The 18,169-nt window shown below is 69.4% G+C and carries 16 protein-coding genes, 2 tRNA genes and 1 other RNA gene; 9 read left to right on the forward strand and 10 right to left on the reverse strand.

Going from position 1 to position 18,169, the window contains the following annotated elements; all coding sequences use genetic code 11:
- Positions 1 to 2: 2 nt before the first annotated feature.
- From ACOGXD_RS05610 to ccrA, 6 genes are all read right to left on the reverse strand, one after another.
- Positions 3 to 1,619 (reverse strand): ABC transporter ATP-binding protein, encoded by a 1,617-nt coding sequence (locus ACOGXD_RS05610; RefSeq protein WP_419916923.1) that lies wholly within the window; start codon positions 1,617 to 1,619, stop codon positions 3 to 5.
- The gene (locus tag ACOGXD_RS05615; protein ID WP_419916924.1) at positions 1,619 to 2,668 is read right to left on the reverse strand and encodes an ABC transporter permease; all 1,050 of its coding nucleotides are present in this window, start codon (positions 2,666 to 2,668) and stop codon (positions 1,619 to 1,621) included. Before ACOGXD_RS05615 ends, ACOGXD_RS05610 begins: the two co-directional genes overlap by 1 nt.
- Positions 2,665 to 3,816 (reverse strand): ABC transporter permease, encoded by a 1,152-nt coding sequence (locus tag ACOGXD_RS05620; RefSeq protein WP_419916925.1) that lies wholly within the window; start codon positions 3,814 to 3,816, stop codon positions 2,665 to 2,667. The genes ACOGXD_RS05615 and ACOGXD_RS05620 overlap by 4 nt, the downstream gene beginning before the upstream one ends.
- Before the next feature lie 56 nt (positions 3,817 to 3,872).
- Entirely contained in the window at positions 3,873 to 4,952 is a 1,080-nt protein-coding gene (locus ACOGXD_RS05625; RefSeq protein WP_419916926.1) for a BMP family lipoprotein, read from the reverse strand.
- A 64-nt stretch (positions 4,953 to 5,016) separates the two neighbouring features.
- The gene (mce, locus tag ACOGXD_RS05630) at positions 5,017 to 5,418 is read right to left on the reverse strand and encodes a methylmalonyl-CoA epimerase (RefSeq protein ID WP_419916927.1); all 402 of its coding nucleotides are present in this window, start codon (positions 5,416 to 5,418) and stop codon (positions 5,017 to 5,019) included.
- On the reverse strand, positions 5,415 to 6,728 hold the full coding sequence (ccrA, locus tag ACOGXD_RS05635; protein WP_419917360.1) for a crotonyl-CoA carboxylase/reductase: 1,314 nt from the start codon (positions 6,726 to 6,728) through the stop codon (positions 5,415 to 5,417). Before ccrA ends, mce begins: the two co-directional genes overlap by 4 nt.
- A 206-nt stretch (positions 6,729 to 6,934) precedes the next feature.
- On the opposite strand from ccrA, the gene ACOGXD_RS05640 reads away from it, so the two are divergent.
- Positions 6,935 to 8,131: an acetyl-CoA C-acetyltransferase gene (locus ACOGXD_RS05640; protein ID WP_419916928.1), complete on the forward strand. Its 1,197-nt coding sequence runs from the start codon at positions 6,935 to 6,937 to the stop codon at positions 8,129 to 8,131.
- 61 nt (positions 8,132 to 8,192) lie between these two features.
- Here ACOGXD_RS05640 and ACOGXD_RS05645 read toward each other — a convergent pair whose 3' ends face one another.
- The 3 genes from ACOGXD_RS05645 to dnaX form a co-directional block, all read right to left on the reverse strand.
- Positions 8,193 to 8,582 (reverse strand): hypothetical protein, encoded by a 390-nt coding sequence (locus ACOGXD_RS05645; RefSeq protein ID WP_419916929.1) that lies wholly within the window; start codon positions 8,580 to 8,582, stop codon positions 8,193 to 8,195.
- A 77-nt stretch (positions 8,583 to 8,659) separates the two neighbouring features.
- Positions 8,660 to 9,256, reverse strand: coding sequence for a recombination mediator RecR (recR, locus tag ACOGXD_RS05650; protein ID WP_419916930.1), 597 nt, complete (start codon positions 9,254 to 9,256; stop codon positions 8,660 to 8,662).
- A gap of 34 nt (positions 9,257 to 9,290) precedes the next feature.
- Positions 9,291 to 11,054, reverse strand: a complete 1,764-nt coding sequence (gene dnaX / locus ACOGXD_RS05655; protein ID WP_419916931.1) for a DNA polymerase III subunit gamma/tau — start codon at positions 11,052 to 11,054, stop codon at positions 9,291 to 9,293.
- 306 nt (positions 11,055 to 11,360) lie between these two features.
- On the opposite strand from dnaX, the gene ffs reads away from it, so the two are divergent.
- The 4 genes from ffs to tadA all read left to right on the forward strand — a co-directional run bounded on the left by ffs (position 11,361) and on the right by tadA (position 13,114).
- Positions 11,361 to 11,459: signal recognition particle sRNA small type (gene ffs / locus ACOGXD_RS05660), an RNA gene on the forward strand.
- Positions 11,460 to 11,518: 59 nt separating this feature from the next.
- Positions 11,519 to 11,607, forward strand: a tRNA-Ser gene (locus ACOGXD_RS05665).
- Positions 11,608 to 11,626: 19 nt separating this feature from the next.
- Positions 11,627 to 12,625, forward strand: coding sequence for a sterol desaturase family protein (locus ACOGXD_RS05670; protein WP_419916932.1), 999 nt, complete (start codon positions 11,627 to 11,629; stop codon positions 12,623 to 12,625).
- Positions 12,626 to 12,667: 42 nt separating this feature from the next.
- A complete protein-coding gene (gene tadA / locus ACOGXD_RS05675) occupies positions 12,668 to 13,114 on the forward strand; it encodes a tRNA adenosine(34) deaminase TadA (protein WP_419916933.1) in 447 nt (148 codons plus the stop codon).
- Between the two features lie 45 nt (positions 13,115 to 13,159).
- On the opposite strand, the gene ACOGXD_RS05680 is transcribed toward tadA, so the two are convergent.
- Positions 13,160 to 13,249: transfer RNA gene (locus tag ACOGXD_RS05680), tRNA-Ser, on the reverse strand.
- A gap of 107 nt (positions 13,250 to 13,356) precedes the next feature.
- On the opposite strand from ACOGXD_RS05680, the gene xseA reads away from it, so the two are divergent.
- From xseA to ACOGXD_RS05700, 4 genes are all read left to right on the forward strand, one after another.
- A complete protein-coding gene (xseA, locus tag ACOGXD_RS05685; protein WP_419916934.1) occupies positions 13,357 to 14,832 on the forward strand; it encodes an exodeoxyribonuclease VII large subunit in 1,476 nt (491 codons plus the stop codon).
- The gene (gene xseB, locus ACOGXD_RS05690) at positions 14,825 to 15,088 is read left to right on the forward strand and encodes an exodeoxyribonuclease VII small subunit (RefSeq protein ID WP_419916935.1); all 264 of its coding nucleotides are present in this window, start codon (positions 14,825 to 14,827) and stop codon (positions 15,086 to 15,088) included. The genes xseA and xseB overlap by 8 nt, the downstream gene beginning before the upstream one ends.
- A gap of 165 nt (positions 15,089 to 15,253) precedes the next feature.
- On the forward strand, positions 15,254 to 17,320 hold the full coding sequence (locus ACOGXD_RS05695) for a S9 family peptidase (protein WP_419916936.1): 2,067 nt from the start codon (positions 15,254 to 15,256) through the stop codon (positions 17,318 to 17,320).
- A 9-nt stretch (positions 17,321 to 17,329) separates the two neighbouring features.
- Complete coding sequence (locus tag ACOGXD_RS05700; RefSeq protein ID WP_419916937.1) at positions 17,330 to 18,169, forward strand: SURF1 family protein; 840 nt, start codon at positions 17,330 to 17,332, stop codon at positions 18,167 to 18,169.

An 18,169-nucleotide genomic window follows, 5' to 3' on the forward strand; every position in this document is an offset into this window, starting at 1 on the left:
GTCTAGCTGCTGCTGGCTGCGCCGGCCATGAGCAGGCCGATCTCCTCGCGGGTGGCGGTGCGGGGATCGACTGTTGCCACGATGCGGCCCTCGTACATGACGGCAACCCGGTCGCTAAGGGCCAGCACCTCGTCGAGCTCGGCGGACACCAGCAGCACGGCCGTGCCCTCGTCGCGACGCTCGCGGATGCGGCGCCAGATGAACTCGATGGCACCGATGTCGATGCCGCGGGTGGGCTGGGCCGCAATGAGCAGGTCGATCTCGTCGGAGAACTCGCGGCCCACGATGAGCTTCTGCTTGTTGCCGCCCGACAGGCTGTCGGCCGGGGACTCCACATCGGGCGTCCGCACGTCGAACGTGGCCACGACGTCGCGGGCGTGGGAGTCGATGCGGTCGCGCCGCAGCATGCCGCCGGCTGCGAAGGGCCGCTTGAAGTAGCGGTTGAGGACAGAGTTGTCGGCCACGGAGTAGGAGCCGATGAGGCCGTGCTTGGCCCGGTCCTCGGGGATGTGCCCCACGCCGATCACCGTGACCTGGCGCGGCCGGGCACCCGACGCATCCCGGTCGCTGATCGACACGGTGCCGGCCGTGGCGTGGCGCAGGCCGGTGATGGCTTCCACCAGCTCCCGCTGGCCGTTGCCCTCCACGCCAGCGACACCGACGATCTCGCCGGCGCGCACCGTGAGCGACAGCTCGTCGACGGCTCGCTGGCCGCGATCGTCATCGGTGCAGAGGCCAGCTATGTCGAGCACCACCGCCCGCTCGCCGACCTCGGCGACCGGAGCTTCGTCACTGGGGACCGCCGCCGTCGAGACCGCCGATCCGACGCCGGTGGCACCTGACTCGAACCGGTCGCCGTGCAGATCCACCGCTCGGCCCACCATCAGCTCCGCCAGCGCTGCCTCGCTGGTCTGAGCTGGTGTGGTGGTGCCCACCACCTTGCCCTCGCGCAGCACGACGATGTCGTCGGCGGCTGCCATGACCTCGCGCAGCTTGTGGGTGATGAACACGATGCCCACGCCTTGGGCGGTCAGGCCACGCAGCACGTCGAGCAGGTGATCAGTCTCCTGCGGGGTGAGCACCGCTGTGGGCTCATCGGCGATCAGCACCTTCGCATCGCGGTACAGGGCCTTGAGGATCTCGACCCGCTGCTGTGCGCCGACCGGCAGGTCCTCCACTGCCGCGTCAGGGTCGACATGGAGCCCAAAGCGGTCAGCCAGGTCCATCACCCGGCGGCGCGCCTGGGCCACGTCGATCATGCCGAGCTTGCGCGGCTCGGCACCGAGCACGATGTTGCGCACGACGCTCATCGGCGGCACGAGCTGGAAGTGTTGGTGCACCATCCCCACGCCGCGAGCGATGGCGTCGTGCGGGCTCGACAGCTCCACGTTCTCGTCGGCGATCACGACCTGGCCCGCATCGGGACGGTGCAGGCCGAAGAGCACGTTGACGAGCGTGCTCTTGCCCGCGCCGTTCTCGCCCAGCAGCGCCAGGATCCGCCCAGGCCGCAGCTCGACCGAGACGTCGTCGTTGGCCACCACCGGGCCGAAGCGCTTGGTGATCCCGTGGCCAGCCAGCAGCACCTCAGGCTCAGCCTGCGAAACAGCGGTCGCCGCCATCATCGAACCTCGTACGGCTGGCCCAGCGCAGCCGGGTCGCGCATGCGGCCGAACAGGCCTGCTGCGGCCACCACGATGATCGTGACCACGAACGGCAGCATCCCCACGAACTGCGCCGGGATGTCGAACGTGTCGTTGAGCTGGAACTGGCCTTGCAGCGCCGTCGTGAAGCCGAAGAACAGCGCCGCCGCATAGGCGCCCAGCGGGGTGCGGCGACCGAAGATCATCACGGCCAACGCCAGGAAGCCCCGCCCGCCCGACATCGCCCGGGTGAAGGTGCCCACCGATTCCAGCGCCAAGTACGCGCCGCCGAGGCCGGCCAAGCCGCCCGCCAGCGTCACGTTCAAATAGCGCAGCCGGATCACATCGATGCCCACGGTGGCCGCGGCACCAGGGTGCTCGCCGATGGCGGTCGTGCGCATCCCCCACACCGAGCGCAGCAGCAGCACGTGGAGCACCACGACCAGCACGAGCGCCAAGTACGTCAGCGGCGGGCGGTTGAACAGCGCCGTGCCCACGACGGGCAGGTCGGCGAGCGGGCCGAGCTCGATCGATTGATACTTCGGCTGGCCCAGCGAACGCCCCCGGTCGTAGAAGAACGAGGTCAGGCCCAGCGCCGCGATGTTCAGGACCGTGCCGGCGATGATCTGGTCGGTTCGCAGCCCGACCGACATTGCAGCGAGCATCCAGCCCATCGCCAGACCGGTGCTGACGCCTGCGACAACGCCCAAGAAGAGCGAGCCCGACATCGACGCCACGGTGAACGCGGTGAACGCCGACATCAGGAACTGGCCTTCGATGCCGATGTTCACGATGCCCGAACGCTCGCCGATCATCCCGCACATGGCGCCCAGCACCAGCAGGGTGGCGGCACGCACGGTGCCCCCGAGCACCGCTGTGGTCTGCGCGCCGTCCCAGGCGTAGAAGCCCCACACCAGCGCCACCAGCACCACGGCCCCCGCCACCGACCACACGCGCTGCGGCGACCAGCCGCTCATGCCTGCGTTTCCCGACGACGCCGCCAGATCCGGGCCGGCGCCGGCGGTCATCGGCCCCACCCCGCGCCGAGCGTCAGGCGCCGATCCGGAGCATCGGGCCGATCACGCAGCCGCAGCAGCCAGCGCACGATCAACGGCGCCGCCACGAACAGCAGGATCAGCGCCTGGATGACGTCGATGATCTCGGGCGCCACGCCCGACTCGAACTGCATCTTGGCAGCGCCCGCTTCCATCAACCCCACCAGCAGGCCGGCCGGGATGACCGCGATGGGGTTGGTGCGGGCCAGCAGCGCAATCGTGATGCCCTCGAAGCCGAGGCCCACATTCACCCCGGCCTCGAAACGGCCGTCGACGCCGAGCGACTCGATCGCTCCGCCGAGGCCGGCCAGCAGCCCCGCCACCGCCATGGTCGAGGCCATGATCCAGCCCACCGAGATGCCCGCATACCGGGCGGCGTGACGGTTCGCACCCACGCTGCGCACCTCGAAGCCGTAGGTGGTGCGTTCCAGCACGAACCAGCAGGCGAATGCGGCCAGCACCGCCAGCACGAAGCCAGCCGGCAGCCAACCCCACGTGGGGATCTCCGCTGACGGCTCCACCAGCGGGGTCCGGGCGATGATGTTGGAGCCGGATCGGTCCTGCCAGGGGTTCGCGGCCAGCCAGTCGGTGAGGTTGCCGGCCACGAAGTTGAGCATGATCGTGACGATCACCTCGTGGGCGCCCGACGTGGCTTTCAGCACGCCGGCAATGGCACCCCAGGCAGCCCCCGCAGCAGCACCGACCAGCAGCGCCAGCGGGAGATGCACCACCAGCGGCACGCCCTCGAGACCGAAGCCCACGCCCGCGGCGAATGCCGCGCCGACCAGCAGCTGGCCCTGCCCGCCGATGTTGAACAGGCCCGCCTTGAAGGCGAAGGCAACGGCCAGGCCGCCGAAGACGAGCGGTGTCGCCTTCTGCAGGGTGCGCAGCAGCGCGTCGGCGTCGCCCGCCCCGCCGAGCACCAGCGCGCCATAGGCACTCGTCACCGAGTGGCCCTGCACGGCGATGAGCACTGCGCCCAACGCGAGTCCCAGCACCACCGATGCGAGCGGCACCGCGGCGGCGCGCATCAGCGCACGCACGGAACTCTGGCGAGCGTCGCCTGCTGTTTCGAGCCGGCCGTCAGTCGCGGGCGCCGGTGGACTCGCGGGCGTGCTCACGGCGAAGTGAGGTGCCCGCGGTCCACGGCGTCCCGCTCAGCTCGTGGCTCGCCGGATCAGCCTGGCGGCCATCCGGTATCGATCTCGCCGGCGTTCAGGCCAGCCAGCACCTCGTCGAGCGTCGCCCGCATCTCGTCGGTGACGATGCTGTCGAAGTCGTGGAACGGCGCCAGGCCGACCTCGCCGAGGAAGTTGCCCCCGGAGAAGCTGCCAGCGTGCGCTTGGGCAACGAGATCGGCCACGCCCGGGGTGATGAGCTTCATGGCGCTCGTCACCAAGCACGGCTGCGCCTCGGGCACGGTGTTCCACTGGTCGGTGTCGACGCCGACGCAGTAAGCGCCTTCCTGCGAAGCGATCTCGATCAGCGCTCCGTTGCCGGTGGCGCCGCCGGCGCCGAAGATGATGTCCGCGCCCTGGTCCAGCGCCTGACGGGCGGTGGCCGCACCCCAGTCCGGGTCGCCGAAGGCCACGTCAAGACCGCCAGGGTGGTAGGTGGAGATCGTCTGCACGTCCGGGTTGGTGTACCGGGCGCCGTGCTCCCAGCCTTCCTTGAAGGCCACCACGGGCGGCACCAGATCGGTACCGAGCACCGCACCGACGATGTCGGTTTCGGTGAGCATGCCGGCGAGCGCGCCAGCGAGGAAGCCCGACTGGTCTTCGGGGAAGATCAGCCCGGCCAGATTGGGCATGGCCTCGGCCTGGAACTGGTCGACACCGATGAAGAAGATGTCGGGGTTGGCCTGTGCGGCAGCGATGGTGGCATCGCCGAGACCGAAGCCCACCGTGATGATGACGTTGGCGCCGTCCTCGACGAACAGGTTGATGTTGTTCTCGTAGTCCTTGGCCTCTTCGGTCTCGATGTAGTTCGCTTCCACACCCAGTGCGGCGGCGGCCTCTTGAGCGCCTTCCCAGGCCGACTGGTTGAAGCTCTTGTCGTCCACCTTGCCGGTGTCGGTGACGAGCCCGATCTTGAACGGCTCAGCGTCGTCCATGTCGTCGGCCGGCTCTTCGGCCGCAGCCGTCGTTGCCGGTGCTGCAGCAGTCGTCGGCGCAGGATCGTCGCTGCCCGTGCACGCTGCGGCGAAGACCGCCAGCACAGCGAACACGATCGCCAATCGTCTCGTGAGTACGGTCATGTGGTTCCTCCCTGAGCGCAGGCGGCGGGAACGTCTCGTGCGCCCGCGCCCAACAGGAACGAGCCTATTCCTCCACGAGTTCCACGAGCGTGCCGAGATTGCCTTTCGGGTGGACGAATGCGACCGTGGTGCCACGCGATCCCGGCCGGGGTGCCGTGTCGATGGGCACCGCGCCCGCGTCGATCATCGCCTCGAGCGCCGCAGCGCAGTCGTCCACCCGGTAGCCGATGTGGTGCAGACCCTCGCCCCTGCGCTCGAGGAACTTGGCGATCGGCGAATCGGGCCTGGTGGCGGCAGTGAGCTGGATGTAGCTGTCCGCCACCTTGATCAGCGCCTCTTCCACACCGTCGCTCTCGACGACTTCCCGGTGGGCCACCTCGGCCCCGAAGGCCTCGCTGTAGTACGCGACGGCGGCGTCCAGGTCGTTCACGGCAATGGCAACGTGGTCGATCTCGGTCAGGATCATCGGGCTACCCCTTCAGCGGCTTCCAGCGAGGCTGCATGGCGGGCGAACAGCGTGATGCGGTCTTCGCCGATCCGTTCGCGCTTCTCCGGATCGGTGATGCCCTGCCCCGGCTCCGAAGCCAAGCACAGCACGCCCAGCTTGCCCTCGTGCAGATTGTGGTGGACCTGCCAAGCGGCCAAGCCCGTCTCGTCGAGCGTGAACGTCTTCGACAGGATCGGCTGGATGCGGCCCTGATCGATCAGGCGATTCATCGCCCACGCCTCGGCGTAGTTGGCGAAGTGGCTCGACACGATCCGCTTCAGCTTCATCCACAGGTGCCGGTTGTCGTATTCGATCATGTACCCGCTGGTGGCGGCACACGTCACGACGGTGCCGCCGCGCTTGGCGGCGAACACCGATGCACCCATGGTGGACCGGCCGGGGTGCTCGAACACGATGTCGGGGTCGTCGCCGATGAGGCTGCGCACCTGCTTGCCGAAGCGCCGCCATTCGCCTTCGTCCTGGGTGTTGGCGTCGCTCCAGAAGCGGTAGCCCTCGGCGCTCCGGTCGATGACGTGCTCCACGCCGAGCTGGCCCAGCAGCTCCGCCTTGTCGGGCGAGCTGACCACGCCGATGGGCACGCCGCCGCCGTTGAGCACGAGCTGGCAGGCGTAGCCGCCCAGCCCGCCCGTGGCGCCCCAGACGAGCACCGAGTCGCCCTGCTTCATGCGAGCGGCATTGTCGCCCACCAGCATCCGGTACGAGGTGGCGGCGCAGAGCGCATTCACTGCCGCTTCCTCCCAGGACAGGTGCGCCGGCTTGGGCATGAGCTGGTTGGCCTTGACGATGGTGAGGTCCGCGAGGCCGCCGAAGTTGCTCTCGAAGCCCCAGATCCGCTGGTTGGAGGCCTTCATCGAGTCTTCGTGGGCGGCGGGATCCTGATCGTCGACGTAGTTGCAGTGAACGACCACCCGGTCGCCGGGGCGCCAATTGCGCACCGCCGATCCGCACTGCAGCACGACGCCCGACGCATCGGAGCCGAGCACGTGGTAGTCGAGCGCGTGGCGGGCACCCCAGCGGCTCTCCCGGCCCAGCCGGTCCAGGAAGCCGAACGTGGGCAGGGGCTCGAAGATCGAGGTCCACACGGTGTTGAAGTTGATGGCGCTGGCCATCACCGCCATGTACACCTCGTCGGGCGCGAGCTCGGGCGTGGCGACCTCGCCGATGTGGGTGGCCTCGCGCGGATCCTTGTCAGCCGAGGCACGGCCTTCGAACATCGTCTGCTCGTCGCGTACTACGTAGGCAGCCCTGAAGCTCTCCGGGATCGGCATGGCCTCAAGTTCAGGACCGGACGCGCCGGCATCGATGGCATCAGCGAACTGCTTCACGGGCCAGAACGCTAACGGCGCGCGAGAGCTGCAAGTTCCACTTTCAACCGGCGCTCAGGCAGCCTCGCAGGCCGTTTCGTACACTCGCCGTTCACAGGCCGGTGGCCGACCCTGCGGGGTGGCGCATCGGTGCAAGCGAGGGGGTTGCTATGGCTCGTGATGCGGGGGCCGGTTCGGTCATCATCGGGGGCGCACGCACGCCGATCGGCAAGTTCAACGGCGGGCTGGCCGGCCTCACCGGCGCACAGCTCGGCGGCATTGCGATCGAGGGGGCGCTGGAGCGGTCCAGCGTTGCGGCCGGCGATGTCGACTACGTGGTGATGGGACAGGTGCTGCAGGCCGGCCAAGGCCAGATCACCGCCCGGCAGGCTGCGACCCACGCCGGCATCTCCATGGAAGTGCCGGCCATCACCATCAACAAAGTGTGCCTGTCGGGCCTGAACGCCATCTACATGGCCGACCAGATGATCGCGGCCGGCGACGCCGACGTGGTCGTGGCGGGCGGCATGGAATCGATGACCAACGCGCCGTACCTGCTGCCCGACGGCCGCAACGGCATGCGCATGGGCTCGGGCACCGTGCTCGACGCGATGATCCACGACGGCCTGTGGTGCGCCTTCGACGACGGTCACATGGGCGACGGCACCGAGCGGGACGCGGCGAGTGCGGGGATCTCGCGCAGCGCAATGGACGAGTACTCCGCGCAGTCGCACGAACGCGCTGCGGCCGCGCAGAAGGACGGCCGCTTCGACGACGAGATCGTGGCCGTCAGCATCCCTCAGCGCCGCGGCGATCCGCTGACCGTGCTCGACGACGAAGGCATCCGGCCCGGGACGACGCCCGAGAGCCTGTCGGGCCTGCGGCCGGCGTTCGCATCCGACGGTGCGGTCACGGCCGGCAATGCATCGCAGATCTCCGACGGCGGCTGCGCACTGGTGGTCATGTCGCCCGAGGCGGCAGCCGAGCGCGGCATCGAGCCGCTGGCCGAAGTGGTGTCGTACGGCATGGTGGCGGGGCCCGACACGTGCCTGCTGCACCAGCCGGCAAATGCGATCCGCCGTGCGCTGGGGCGCACCGATCTGGACATCGACAACCTGTCGCTGTTCGAGATCAACGAGGCCTTCGCTGCGGTGGCCGTGGCGTCGACGGAGGACCTGGGCGTGTCGTCGGAGATCGTGAACCCGAACGGCGGTGCGGTGGCGCTCGGCCATCCCATCGGCATGTCGGGTGCCCGTCTGGCACTCACCCTTGCCAGCGAACTGCGCCGCCGGGGCGGCGGACTAGGGGCGGCAGCACTGTGCGGGGGCGGCGGCCAAGGCGACGCCGTCGTCCTGCGAGTTGCATAGCCGCCCAGTCCAGTCGATCCCTCCTCACCGATGCCTCGCAACGGCAGGGGCGCGAGCTGGCTCAGGCGGCCTCGGGTCGGGCGAGCACTTCGGTGGCAACACAGAGCGGCCAGAGGGCGGCTTGCACGGCATCGCTGATCGCAGCGGCGTCGGCGGCGGGAACCTCCAGGTAGATGCGGCTCGCTGCGAGCAGCTCGGTCAACCGGGCGAACGGGGCCGGGTCGACCAGCATCGCCCCGACGACGGCCGCCGGTGCGGTGGCGATCGCCAGCAGCGCGCCGCACGGATCCACGAACACCGCAGCGACGCCCCGCGGCGACGCCCCGGCACTCAGGCACAGTGCTCGGGCGTGGCACGGGCCGGCCACCATCACACGCTCGGGCGGCGACGGACGGAACACCGCTACCGGCAGGTCGCGTGATGTTCGGTTGTGGGGATCGAAGGCAGCCATGGCACTCCTTGGGAGTGCAGGCCGCCGGGGAAGTGTCGGCCGGACCGTAGGCAGCGCCAGCCAACCCGTCCAGCGATTTACGGGGTGAGGGTGCGGCGGTTGCGGAGGGCCCGTTCGAGGGTGAGCTCGTCGGCGTATTCGAGGTCGCCGCCGACCGGCAGGCCGCTGGCAAGCCGGGTGACCTGCACGCCGAGCGGCTCGAGCTGGCGAGCGAGGTACATGGCCGTCGTGTCGCCCTCGATGTTCGGGTTGGTGCACACGATCAGCTCGGCCACCGACTCGCTGTCGAGGCGGGCCAGCAGTTCGCGGATGCGCAGCTGCTCGGGCCCGACACCTTCGAGCGGGTTCAGGGCGCCGCCGAGCACGTGATAGCGCCCCCGGAAGCCCGCCTTCTCCATCGCAACCACGTCCCGCGGTTCCTCCACCACGCAGATCATCCCGATGGCCCGGGCCGGGTCGGCACAGGTGGGGCACGGGTCGGTCTCGCTGAGGTTCCAGCATTGGCTGCAGAAGCCCACCCGGTCCTTGGCAGCGGTGATGGCTGCGGCGAGGCGATGGGCATCGGCTGCCGGTCGCTTGAGCAGCCAGAACGTGATGCGCTGGGCGCCTTTGGGGCCGATGCCGGGCAGGCGGCTGAGTTCGTCGATCAGGTCTTCGACAGCGTCGTCGTACACGTCGGTCCCCGCCGCTGGTGGTCAGTCAAGGCTGTCAGGTTGCACTCTCGTCGTCGCGGACCACGACGGAGCCGGGGAAGCGATCCACGATCCGTTGCACCTTGTCCTGTTGCGAGGATGCAGGCGCGGCGGATTCCTGCGAAGGCACTGATGGGGTCGGGCCGGCAGTCTCGGCCGGTTGCGCAACGTCCCCGGGCGGAGGACCAGGTGCACTGCTTGGATCGGACACCTCGAGGCGAACTGTTTGATCGAGCAACTCCGACAGGATGGGCTCCACCTCGTTGCCGCGACGGCGGGCCTGCGCAAGGGGCACGCCTTCGTTCAGCCGGACGGTCACCACATTGCGCTCGTGAGCGAGAACGGTTGCGTCACGGAATAGACCTGCGGCGACCGGACGCAGCTTCCCAACAATCAGGGACTCCCACATGCGTTGGAGCTCGGGAGCTGTCATCGCCGAGCCGGAGGCCGGTGCAGGCTCGGCCGTCGTAGGCGGCTGCGCGTCCGCGCCGGGCGACGTAGCGGGAGGCGAGGGCGCGGCAGCGGCCTCGGTCGCCGGATCCGGCCGAGGTTCGGGAGGCACCTGCGCAGCAACGGACTCAGCCGGAGCGGGCGGCGCAGCCGGTGCAGGGGGCACAGGCGGGGGCGGGGGGGCTGCGGGCGGGGCATCTAGCGAGGGGGGCGCGGTGGTTGCGGCCATTGCTGCCCGGGCGGCAGCGGGGCCGGCGGCGGGGGGCGCTGGAGCGCCGGCTTCACCACGGGCTGGCGCTGAGGCGGGCGGTGCAGCGTCGGGCGTGCCTGCGCCCAGTGCTTCATCGGCGAGCAGGCCCACCAGCGCTGCTTCCAGCGTCAGGCGACGGTCGGCCGATTGGGGCATCTGTGCCAAGGCGCTGCCGAGCGCCTCGAGTGCTCGCACGTTGGCACGGCGGCCCATCGCATTGCTCAGCTCCCGCGCCGAGGCGATGTCAGCCGCTGGCAGCTCAGCGGGCTCCACGCCGGCACCCACCAGGAACATGTCACGCAGGCGGCGGGCGGTTCGCTCGGCCAGGTCGCGGGCATCGACGCCCGCAGCAGTGGCCGCGGCCACTGCGATGAGCGTCGCGGCCAGGTCGGCGCGCGCCAGCGCCTGCACCAGCGCGTTCACATCGGTGCGATCGTCGGGGATGCCGCCTGCCGCCAGCACCGTGTCGAGCGCCGACAGCGCATCGCGCACCGACCCGGCACCGCGATCTGTCACATAGTCGACGACAACATCGTCGACCGGCGCCCCGGCCGCTTCGGCGATGGCTCGCACATGCGGCGCCATCTCGTCGGCGCCCACCAGCGACAGCTCGTACTGCTGGGTGCGGCTGCGGATGGTGGGCAGCACCTTGTTCGGATCGGTGGTGGCCAAAATGAACACCACGTGGGACGGCGGTTCCTCCAACGTCTTGAGCAGCGCATTGGATGCCGCCGCCGAGAGCATGTGCACCTCGTCGAGCAGGTACACCTTGCGACGCCCGGCGCTGACCAGGGCCGCCTTCTCGGTCATGTCCCGTATGTGGTTCACCGAGTTGTTGGACGCCGCGTCGAGCTCGATGAGGTCCATCGAGGTGCCCGCCGCAACGGCAATGCAGCTGTCGCAGATGCCGCACGGCTCCCCGTCGTCGGTCAGCGCCTCGCAGTTGAGTGCCTTGGCCAGAATGCGGGCCGTGGATGTCTTGCCGGTGCCGCGGGGACCGCTCAGCAGGTACGCGTGCCCGACACGATCCTCGCGTACGGCGTTGCGCAAGGCCCGAACCAGGTGCGGCTGTCCGACCACCTCCGCAAACCGCTGAGGCCGGAACCTCCGGTAAAGCGACTGGTGCTGCATCTCGCGGCGATCCTAAGAGGCCGAGCGCAGATTCGCCGACCGCTTTCTGACCTCCAATTGCTTGCCGCTCTTGTTCGCTGTCGCTCACGGGGCCGCTAGGCCCCGGAGGCCGGGCGGAGATTCGCCGACCGCTTTCTGACCTCCAATTGCTTGCCGCTCTTGTTCGCTGTCGCTCACGGGGCCGCTAGGCCCCGACTGTGACCGATCCGGCGGCTCTGCGGTTATCGTTCGGGGCGTGTCGCCGTCTGACGTGGCGGCCGGGTACTGTGCGACGGCGACCCGTGAACCGAGTCAGGGCCGGGAGGCAGCAGCTCTCAGCGGACCTCGTTGTGTGCCGCAGATCGCCTGGCCGCCTCGCCAGACGGCGACACGCCTGCCTCACACCGATCGACGTGCGAACGGTGTATCGGTACGGAGAGTTGCCAGAGTGGACGAATGGGCTCGCTTGGAAAGCGTGTGAGGCTTTCATCGGCCTCCGTGGGTTCGAATCCCACACTCTCCGCATGTCAGACTGAGCAGTGATGACCAGCTCCGGGCTGCCCACTCGGGACGCCAAGGGTTACGAGCCGGACCTGCCCATCTCGGTGTCCACGATCCTGGACTGGCCGCCGCGGCCGCTGGCGACCCTGCGGCACATCTCGCTCATGATGCTCCCCCAGGGAATGCTCTGGGTGGCGATGTCGGCGGTGGTGTGGAACTTCTTCACGCCGTCCATGGAGCGCATGGCCAGCCTGCACCCCAGGTGGATCTTGGAGATCTACGTCCGCAACGTGGTGCTGTTCACGCTGGTTGCGGGGACGCTGCACGTGGCGCTGTACGTGAGGCGGGTGCAGCAGCAGCGCTACAAGTACAACCGCCAGTGGCTCAGCACCACCAACCGGACGTTCCTGTGGAACAACCAGACCCGCGACAACATCTTCTGGTGCCTGGTCAGCGGCTGCGCAGTCTGGTCGGCCTATGAGGCGCTGACCATGTGGTTCTACGCCAACGACTGGATCCCGTCGGTGGAGTGGAGCACCTGGTGGCCGTACATCTGCGCGCTCACGGTGAGCGCGTCGCTGTGGTCGGTGGTGCACTTCTATTGCATCCACCGGGTGCTGCACATGCGCTGGGTCTACGACCACGTGCACTACCTGCATCACCGCAACGTGAACACCGGGCCGTGGAGCGGGCTGTCGATGCACCCGGTCGAGCACATGATGTACCTCAGCATGATCGTGCTGTGGTGGGTGGTGCCCGCCCACCCGTTCATCCTGATCCTCACGCTGCTGTCCAACGCCGTTGCCACCTCGTTCTCCCACTCGGGATTCGAGCGCTTCGAGATCGGCAAGCGCGAGGGGCCCACGATGGCCGGAGCCGACTACTTCCACCACCTGCATCATCGCTACTTCGAGTGCAACTACGGCAACCGACCCGTGCCGCTCGACAAGCTGTTCGGCACCTTCCACGACGGCACGCCCGAAGCCCACGCCCGGATGCGTGAACGAGCCAAACGGCGGCGCGGCATCTCGACCGCCTGACACTGCCGCTTGACACTGGGCAGCAGCGGCCACACTGCGGGTGTGACAGACGAAGCAGCCATCGAGTTCGCGTTGGAGCAAGCCCGGCTGGCTGCGGCGGCCGGCGAGGTGCCGGTCGGCGCTGTGGTGATCGTCGACGGCCAGGTGCTGGCCGCACGGCACAACGAGCGCGAGACCACCAACGACCCCACTGCACACGCCGAGGTGCTGGCCCTGCGCGATGCCGCCGCGGCGATCGGCGACTGGCGGCTGAGCGGCGCAACGCTGGCCGTGACGCTCGAACCGTGCCCGATGTGCGCGGGGGCTGCACTGTCAGCCAGGGTGGCCCGGGTGGTGTTCGGGGCCTACGACCCCAAGGCGGGTGCTGCGGGAACGCACTACAACCTGCTGGTGGACCCCCGCTTCAACCACAACGCCGAGGTAGTAGGTGGCGTGCTCGAAAACGAGTGCGGCACACTGCTCAGCGAGTTCTTCAGCGCCCACCGCTGATTCGCTCACGGCGCAGCCGCACGACGCTCGGGAGCGGCCGGTGTGTGGCGGAAGGTGTGGGATTCGAACCCACGGTGACCCGAAGGCCACAACGGTTTTCGAGACCGCCCCATTCGTCCGCTCTGGCAACCTTCCGCAGCGCACCCTATCGACGCCTGCACGGCTGACCGCTTGGCTCGCAGCCCGGCCGGCGTGGCGTAATTCGGTCGCGACGCGGACGAATTCGTGACAGCCTCAGAGCCGTGAGCAGCGCTGTCGAAGGCATCAGGGCCGCAGCCGGGGACCCGGCAGGCCAGCCCGACGGCACGTGGTCGGTCTCGGACCTGACGGCCGCAGTCGGCGACACGATCAAGCAGGCCTTCCCCAGCGAGGTCTGGGTGCGCGGCGAGATCATCGGCTACTCAGTGGCGGCGAGCGGCCACATCTACTTCAACCTCATCGAGCCGGGTTCGGGCAATGATCGCCGGGGCGCACGCATGCGGGTGGCGCTGTTCAAGGGACGCCAACGCCTGGTGAACCGCGACCTCGCCGCAGCAGGCGGTCTGACGCTCGACGACGGCATCGAGGTGCGGATCCGCGCCGAAGTGGAGTACTACGCCGGCAGCGGGCAGGTGCAGCTCATCATGAGCGGCGTCGACCCGCACTTCACCCTGGGCGTGCTGGCCGCCGACCGCGAGCGGATCCTCGCCGAGCTGGCCGAATCGGGGCTGCTGCGGCGCAACGCCGCTGTGCCGCTGCCGCTGGTGCCGCTGCGCGTCGGGCTCGTCACGGCCGACGGCAGCGCGGCCCACGCCGACTTCACCCATGAACTGGCGGCGAGCGGCTACGCGTTCGACGTGCTGTTGTGCGACGCCCGAGTGCAGGGCGTCACGGCTGAGGCCGATCTGGTGGCGGCGCTGGGGACGCTGGGGCAGGCCGATGTCGACGTGATCGCGGTGGTGCGCGGCGGGGGCGACCGCACCGACCTGCTGGCGTTCGACCTCGCAAGCGTGGCCAAGGCCATTGCGCTGTGCCCGCTGCCGGTGTTCTGCGGGATCGGCCACGAGATCGACACCTCGGTGGCCGACCAGGTGGCACACACGGCCGCCATGACGCCGACCGCTTGTGCCGCCGCGCTGGTCGCCCACGTCGCCGCGTTCGACGAACGCCTGGCTCGAACCCGTCGCGAGGTGGACCGGCTGGCCCGCTCCCGGGCCGCTGCCGCAGCGGCACGCCTCGCCACTGCTCGCAGCGCGCTGAGCCTGCTGGCCGAGCGTCGCCTTGCCCGCCCGCGCGCCTGGCTCGGCGAGGCTCGGCTACGGCTGGGCCACCACACGCAGCGTCACTGCCGCGCTGCGGCCGGCACACTCGCCGGCGCCCGCCAAGCGCTGCAGCGCAGCCGTACCCATGTGCAGCGCGGCGCGGTGTCGCTCGCGTCCCAACGACCCCGGCTGGAACGAGCCTCGGCGCGACGCCTCGGCACCGCGAAGGCCCGGCTGCGCTCTGCATCGGCACTGGTGTCGGCGGTTGGGCCCAAGCGAACCTTGGCCCGGGGTTTTTCGATCACGCGCGCGGCCGACGGCAGCATCGTGCGCGAGATGCCTGCCGCTGGCGACACGATCTCCACCGAGACCCAGCACGCCGTGTTCGCAAGCGTTGTGCGAGACGACCACACGACCGGCGATGAGCCCAACAGGCTGGCTGACGATCCGACGACGGGAAGGACAACTGATGGCTGAAGACGCCGACGATCGCGCTGGCGCGGACCCGGGCGATGCCGACTTCGGCGGCTACGCCGAGTCAATGGCCGAGCTCGAAACCATCCTGGCCAGCCTCGAGAACGACGATGTCGACATCGACACGCTGGCCTCGCAGGTCGAGCGAGCCTCGCTGCTGATCGCGCACTGCGAAGGGCGCCTGCGTGCCACCGAGCTGTCGCTGCAAACCATCCTGGCTCAGCACGATCCGGCGACCACAGCCGAGGAAGACTTCTGAACTGTGGCCGTACGGGCATGTGTGGACCGAGGGAGTTGGTGGGCGCTCCCCCGGTCCACTGGCGCGTCACGGGCCGGTGGAAAACCCGGAGCGCACGCTCACACTGCCGCGGAATCTGCCCACTGTGAGTGACCGCGGCAGTTCGTCTGAACCAACGAGGAACCTATGAGTTCGCCATCGGATTGTCAAGATGATGCGGCCCGATACCCCAGCAGTTCCGGGGATTTTCCGCATGGTGCGTGGTCGTCGCCGCTGCAGGCAGCCGATGTCGCCGCAGGCGCTGTGCGCCGCACCGAGCCGCGCATAGCCGGCGATTGGGCCTACTGGGTGGAAGAGCGGCCTCTCGACTTCGGGCGAGGTGCCGTGGTGCGGCTGCGCCTCGACGAGCCCGGTGCAGGGCCCGTCGACGTTCCCCATTCCGCGGAGGCAGACATCCGCACCGCCGTCCACGAATACGGCGGCGGCGCCTGGCTGCCGTTCGAGGCAGCTGACGGCAGCCACTTCGTGCTGGCCAGCTGCATGGGCGACCACCGGGTGCGGCTGTTCGACGCGACCGGAGAGGCCGCGCCGCGTGCGGTGACCCCGGAACCAGACATCCCGAGGGGGCTGCGGTACGCCGACCCCGCGCTGGTGCCCGCACCGCACGGCGTCGTCAGCGCCGCGGCTGTCGACCCGGTCAGCGTGTGGGTGCGTGAGACCCACGACGACGCGGGAAACGAGCCGCGCAACGAGCTCGTCGCGATCCGCCTGGACGGGACGGTCAGCGTCATAGCCACCGGCGCCGACTTCTACTCATCGCCCCGGTCCGCGCCGGACGGGTCCAAGCTGGCCTATCTCAGCTGGGATCACCCGAACATGCCGTGGGACCACACGCGCCTGCACCTGGTGGACCTGCACGACGGCGCACCGGTGCCGGGCACCGACCGGGTGCTGTGCGACGGTCCCGCCCTGGGCCAACCAGCCTGGAGCCCTGACGGTGAGCTCCACACCGTCACCGATGTCGACGGCTGGTGGTCGATCCACCGCGTCGACATCGAAACGGGTGCTACCGCACCGGTGCTCGACGACCCAGCGGCCGGCCGCGAGTTCGGCGTGCCGGCATGGGTCTTCGCGCAGGCCACCTATGGCTGGAGCGACGACGGGACGCTGTGGTGCACCTGGACATCGGGCGGTGTCGGTCACCTCGGCACCATTCGCGATGGGCAACTGGACGAGATGCCGAGTGGGTTCACCGACTTCGGCCGCCTGGCGGTCACGGCCGGCGGATCGGTCGTCACCGTGGCCGCCGGCTGGACCCGCCAAGCCGCCGTCGTGGAGATCGCACCCGACGGCAGCCACCGCCAGCTCAGCGCGAGCGAGCCGTCAGCACTCGAGCCCAGCGACGTGTCGGTCCCGGAGGCATTCACCTTCGACAGCGACGATGGACGCCAAGCCCACGCTTTCTTCTTCCCACCTGTCAATTCGGCCGTGACCGTGCAGCCGGACGAGCTGCCGCCGCTCATAGTGCTCAGCCATGGCGGGCCCACCGGCTCGGCCCGCAGCTCGCTCGACCTGGGCATCCAGTACTGGACCACCCGCGGCATCGCCGTGGTGGACGTGAACTACGGAGGCAGCACCGGCTACGGCACTGCCTTCCGCAACCTGCTGCGGGGCCAGTGGGGCGTCGTCGACACGCAGGACTGCATCGCTGCGGCACTCCACCTGGCCGCCGAAGGTGCTGTGGACGCCCAGCGCCTGGTCATCAAGGGCGGCTCCGCAGGCGGCTACACCACGCTGTGCGCGCTGACCGGCAGCGACGTGTTCGCCGCCGGCGTCTCCCGCTACGGGGTCGCCGATCTGGAAGCGCTCGCCCGCGACACCCACAAGTTCGAGGCCCGCTACCTCGACGGGCTCATCGGCGCCTGGCCCGAGCAGGCCGACCTGTACCGGGAGCGGTCCCCCATCTGGCGGACCGACCAGCTGCGGACCCCGATGATCGTGCTGCAAGGCACCGAGGACCGGGTGGTGCCCCAGAGCCAGTCCGAACAGGTGGTGGCGGCCCTCGCGGATGCGGGTGTGCCGCACGCCTACCTGCTGTTCGAGGGCGAGGGGCACGGCTTTCGCCGCGGACCCAACATCGTGGCTGCGCTCGAAGCCGAGCTGTCCTTCCTCGGCCAGGTGCTGGGCTTCGAACCCGCAGGCGGCATCGCCCGCGTCGAGGTGCGCGAGGGCGGCCAGCAGCGGCCCCAATAGGTTCGGGCCGTGTACAGCTTCGCCCGGAAGCCGATCTGGCTGGCCGGCCACGCGCTCGCCGGCGGCCTGCTGGTGATCTTCGTGATCGCAGGCTTCTGGCAGCTCAGCCGACATAACGAGGTGAGCGGCCGCAACGCAGCGATCACCGAGCGCCAAAACATGCAACCCCTCGATGCCGACCGCTTCTTCGAAGCCGTATCGCACACTGATCTCGCAGACGAGCTCGAGCATCGGCTGGTGACCCTGCCCGTCGACCGGGACGGCCGGAGCTACTGGCACGAAGGAGTACAGATCCGTGGTCGCAGCCTCAACGGCTTGCCCGGCTGTCACTTGGCATCACCCGTCGCGGCGACACGGAGTGGCAGCGCCGAGCCGCACGGCGTGCTCTTGGTCGAAGGATGGCTGCCCCAACGGGCCTGCACAGCGTGGCTGGATGGGGAGATCGGCGTCATCGGGTCTCGGCTCGTGAGAGCCACCCAGATCACCGGCCGCATCCGTTTCAGCCAGGAGCGGGGCCGGTTTGGACCGTCCGACCCGGCTCAAGGACGACTGGAATCGCTGGCGCGGACAGACGTCGAGCGCATCGACCAGCAAACCACGCTCGACCTTGCGCCGGTCTATCTCGAGCTCGTCAGCGCAAGGGACGCCAATGGTTCGCGGATCGAGCTCGGAGCCAGCATGCCCGGCGTCGCGGTACCCCAGCCCGTGCCGCCGGAGCTCGACGCCGGACCGCACCTGGGCTACACGGTGCAGTGGTTCAGCTTCGCCGCCGTCGCGATCGTGGGCTACACGCTCGTGCTGCGCCACCAAGCCCGCAGAGGCGATTCCGAACAGATCGCCGACGACTGA

This window comes from Candidatus Poriferisodalis sp., from assembly GCF_965204125.1.
Classification (GTDB): Bacteria; Actinomycetota; Acidimicrobiia; order Acidimicrobiales; family Poriferisodalaceae; genus Poriferisodalis.

Coding starts and splice junctions, on each gene's coding strand:
- ACOGXD_RS05610 (WP_419916923.1), bottom strand. CDS start 1,619: ATGGCGGCGACCGCTGTTTCGCAGGCTGAGCCTGAGGTGCTGCTGGCT.
- ACOGXD_RS05615 (WP_419916924.1), bottom strand. CDS start 2,668: ATGACCGCCGGCGCCGGCCCGGATCTGGCGGCGTCGTCGGGAAACGCA.
- ACOGXD_RS05625 (WP_419916926.1), bottom strand. CDS start 4,952: ATGACCGTACTCACGAGACGATTGGCGATCGTGTTCGCTGTGCTGGCG.
- mce (WP_419916927.1), bottom strand. CDS start 5,418: ATGATCCTGACCGAGATCGACCACGTTGCCATTGCCGTGAACGACCTG.
- ccrA (WP_419917360.1), bottom strand. CDS start 6,728: ATGCCGATCCCGGAGAGCTTCAGGGCTGCCTACGTAGTACGCGACGAG.
- ACOGXD_RS05640 (WP_419916928.1), top strand. CDS start 6,935: ATGGCTCGTGATGCGGGGGCCGGTTCGGTCATCATCGGGGGCGCACGC.
- ACOGXD_RS05645 (WP_419916929.1), bottom strand. CDS start 8,582: ATGGCTGCCTTCGATCCCCACAACCGAACATCACGCGACCTGCCGGTA.
- ACOGXD_RS05670 (WP_419916932.1), top strand. CDS start 11,627: ATGACCAGCTCCGGGCTGCCCACTCGGGACGCCAAGGGTTACGAGCCG.
- xseB (WP_419916935.1), top strand. CDS start 14,825: ATGGCTGAAGACGCCGACGATCGCGCTGGCGCGGACCCGGGCGATGCC.
- ACOGXD_RS05695 (WP_419916936.1), top strand. CDS start 15,254: ATGAGTTCGCCATCGGATTGTCAAGATGATGCGGCCCGATACCCCAGC.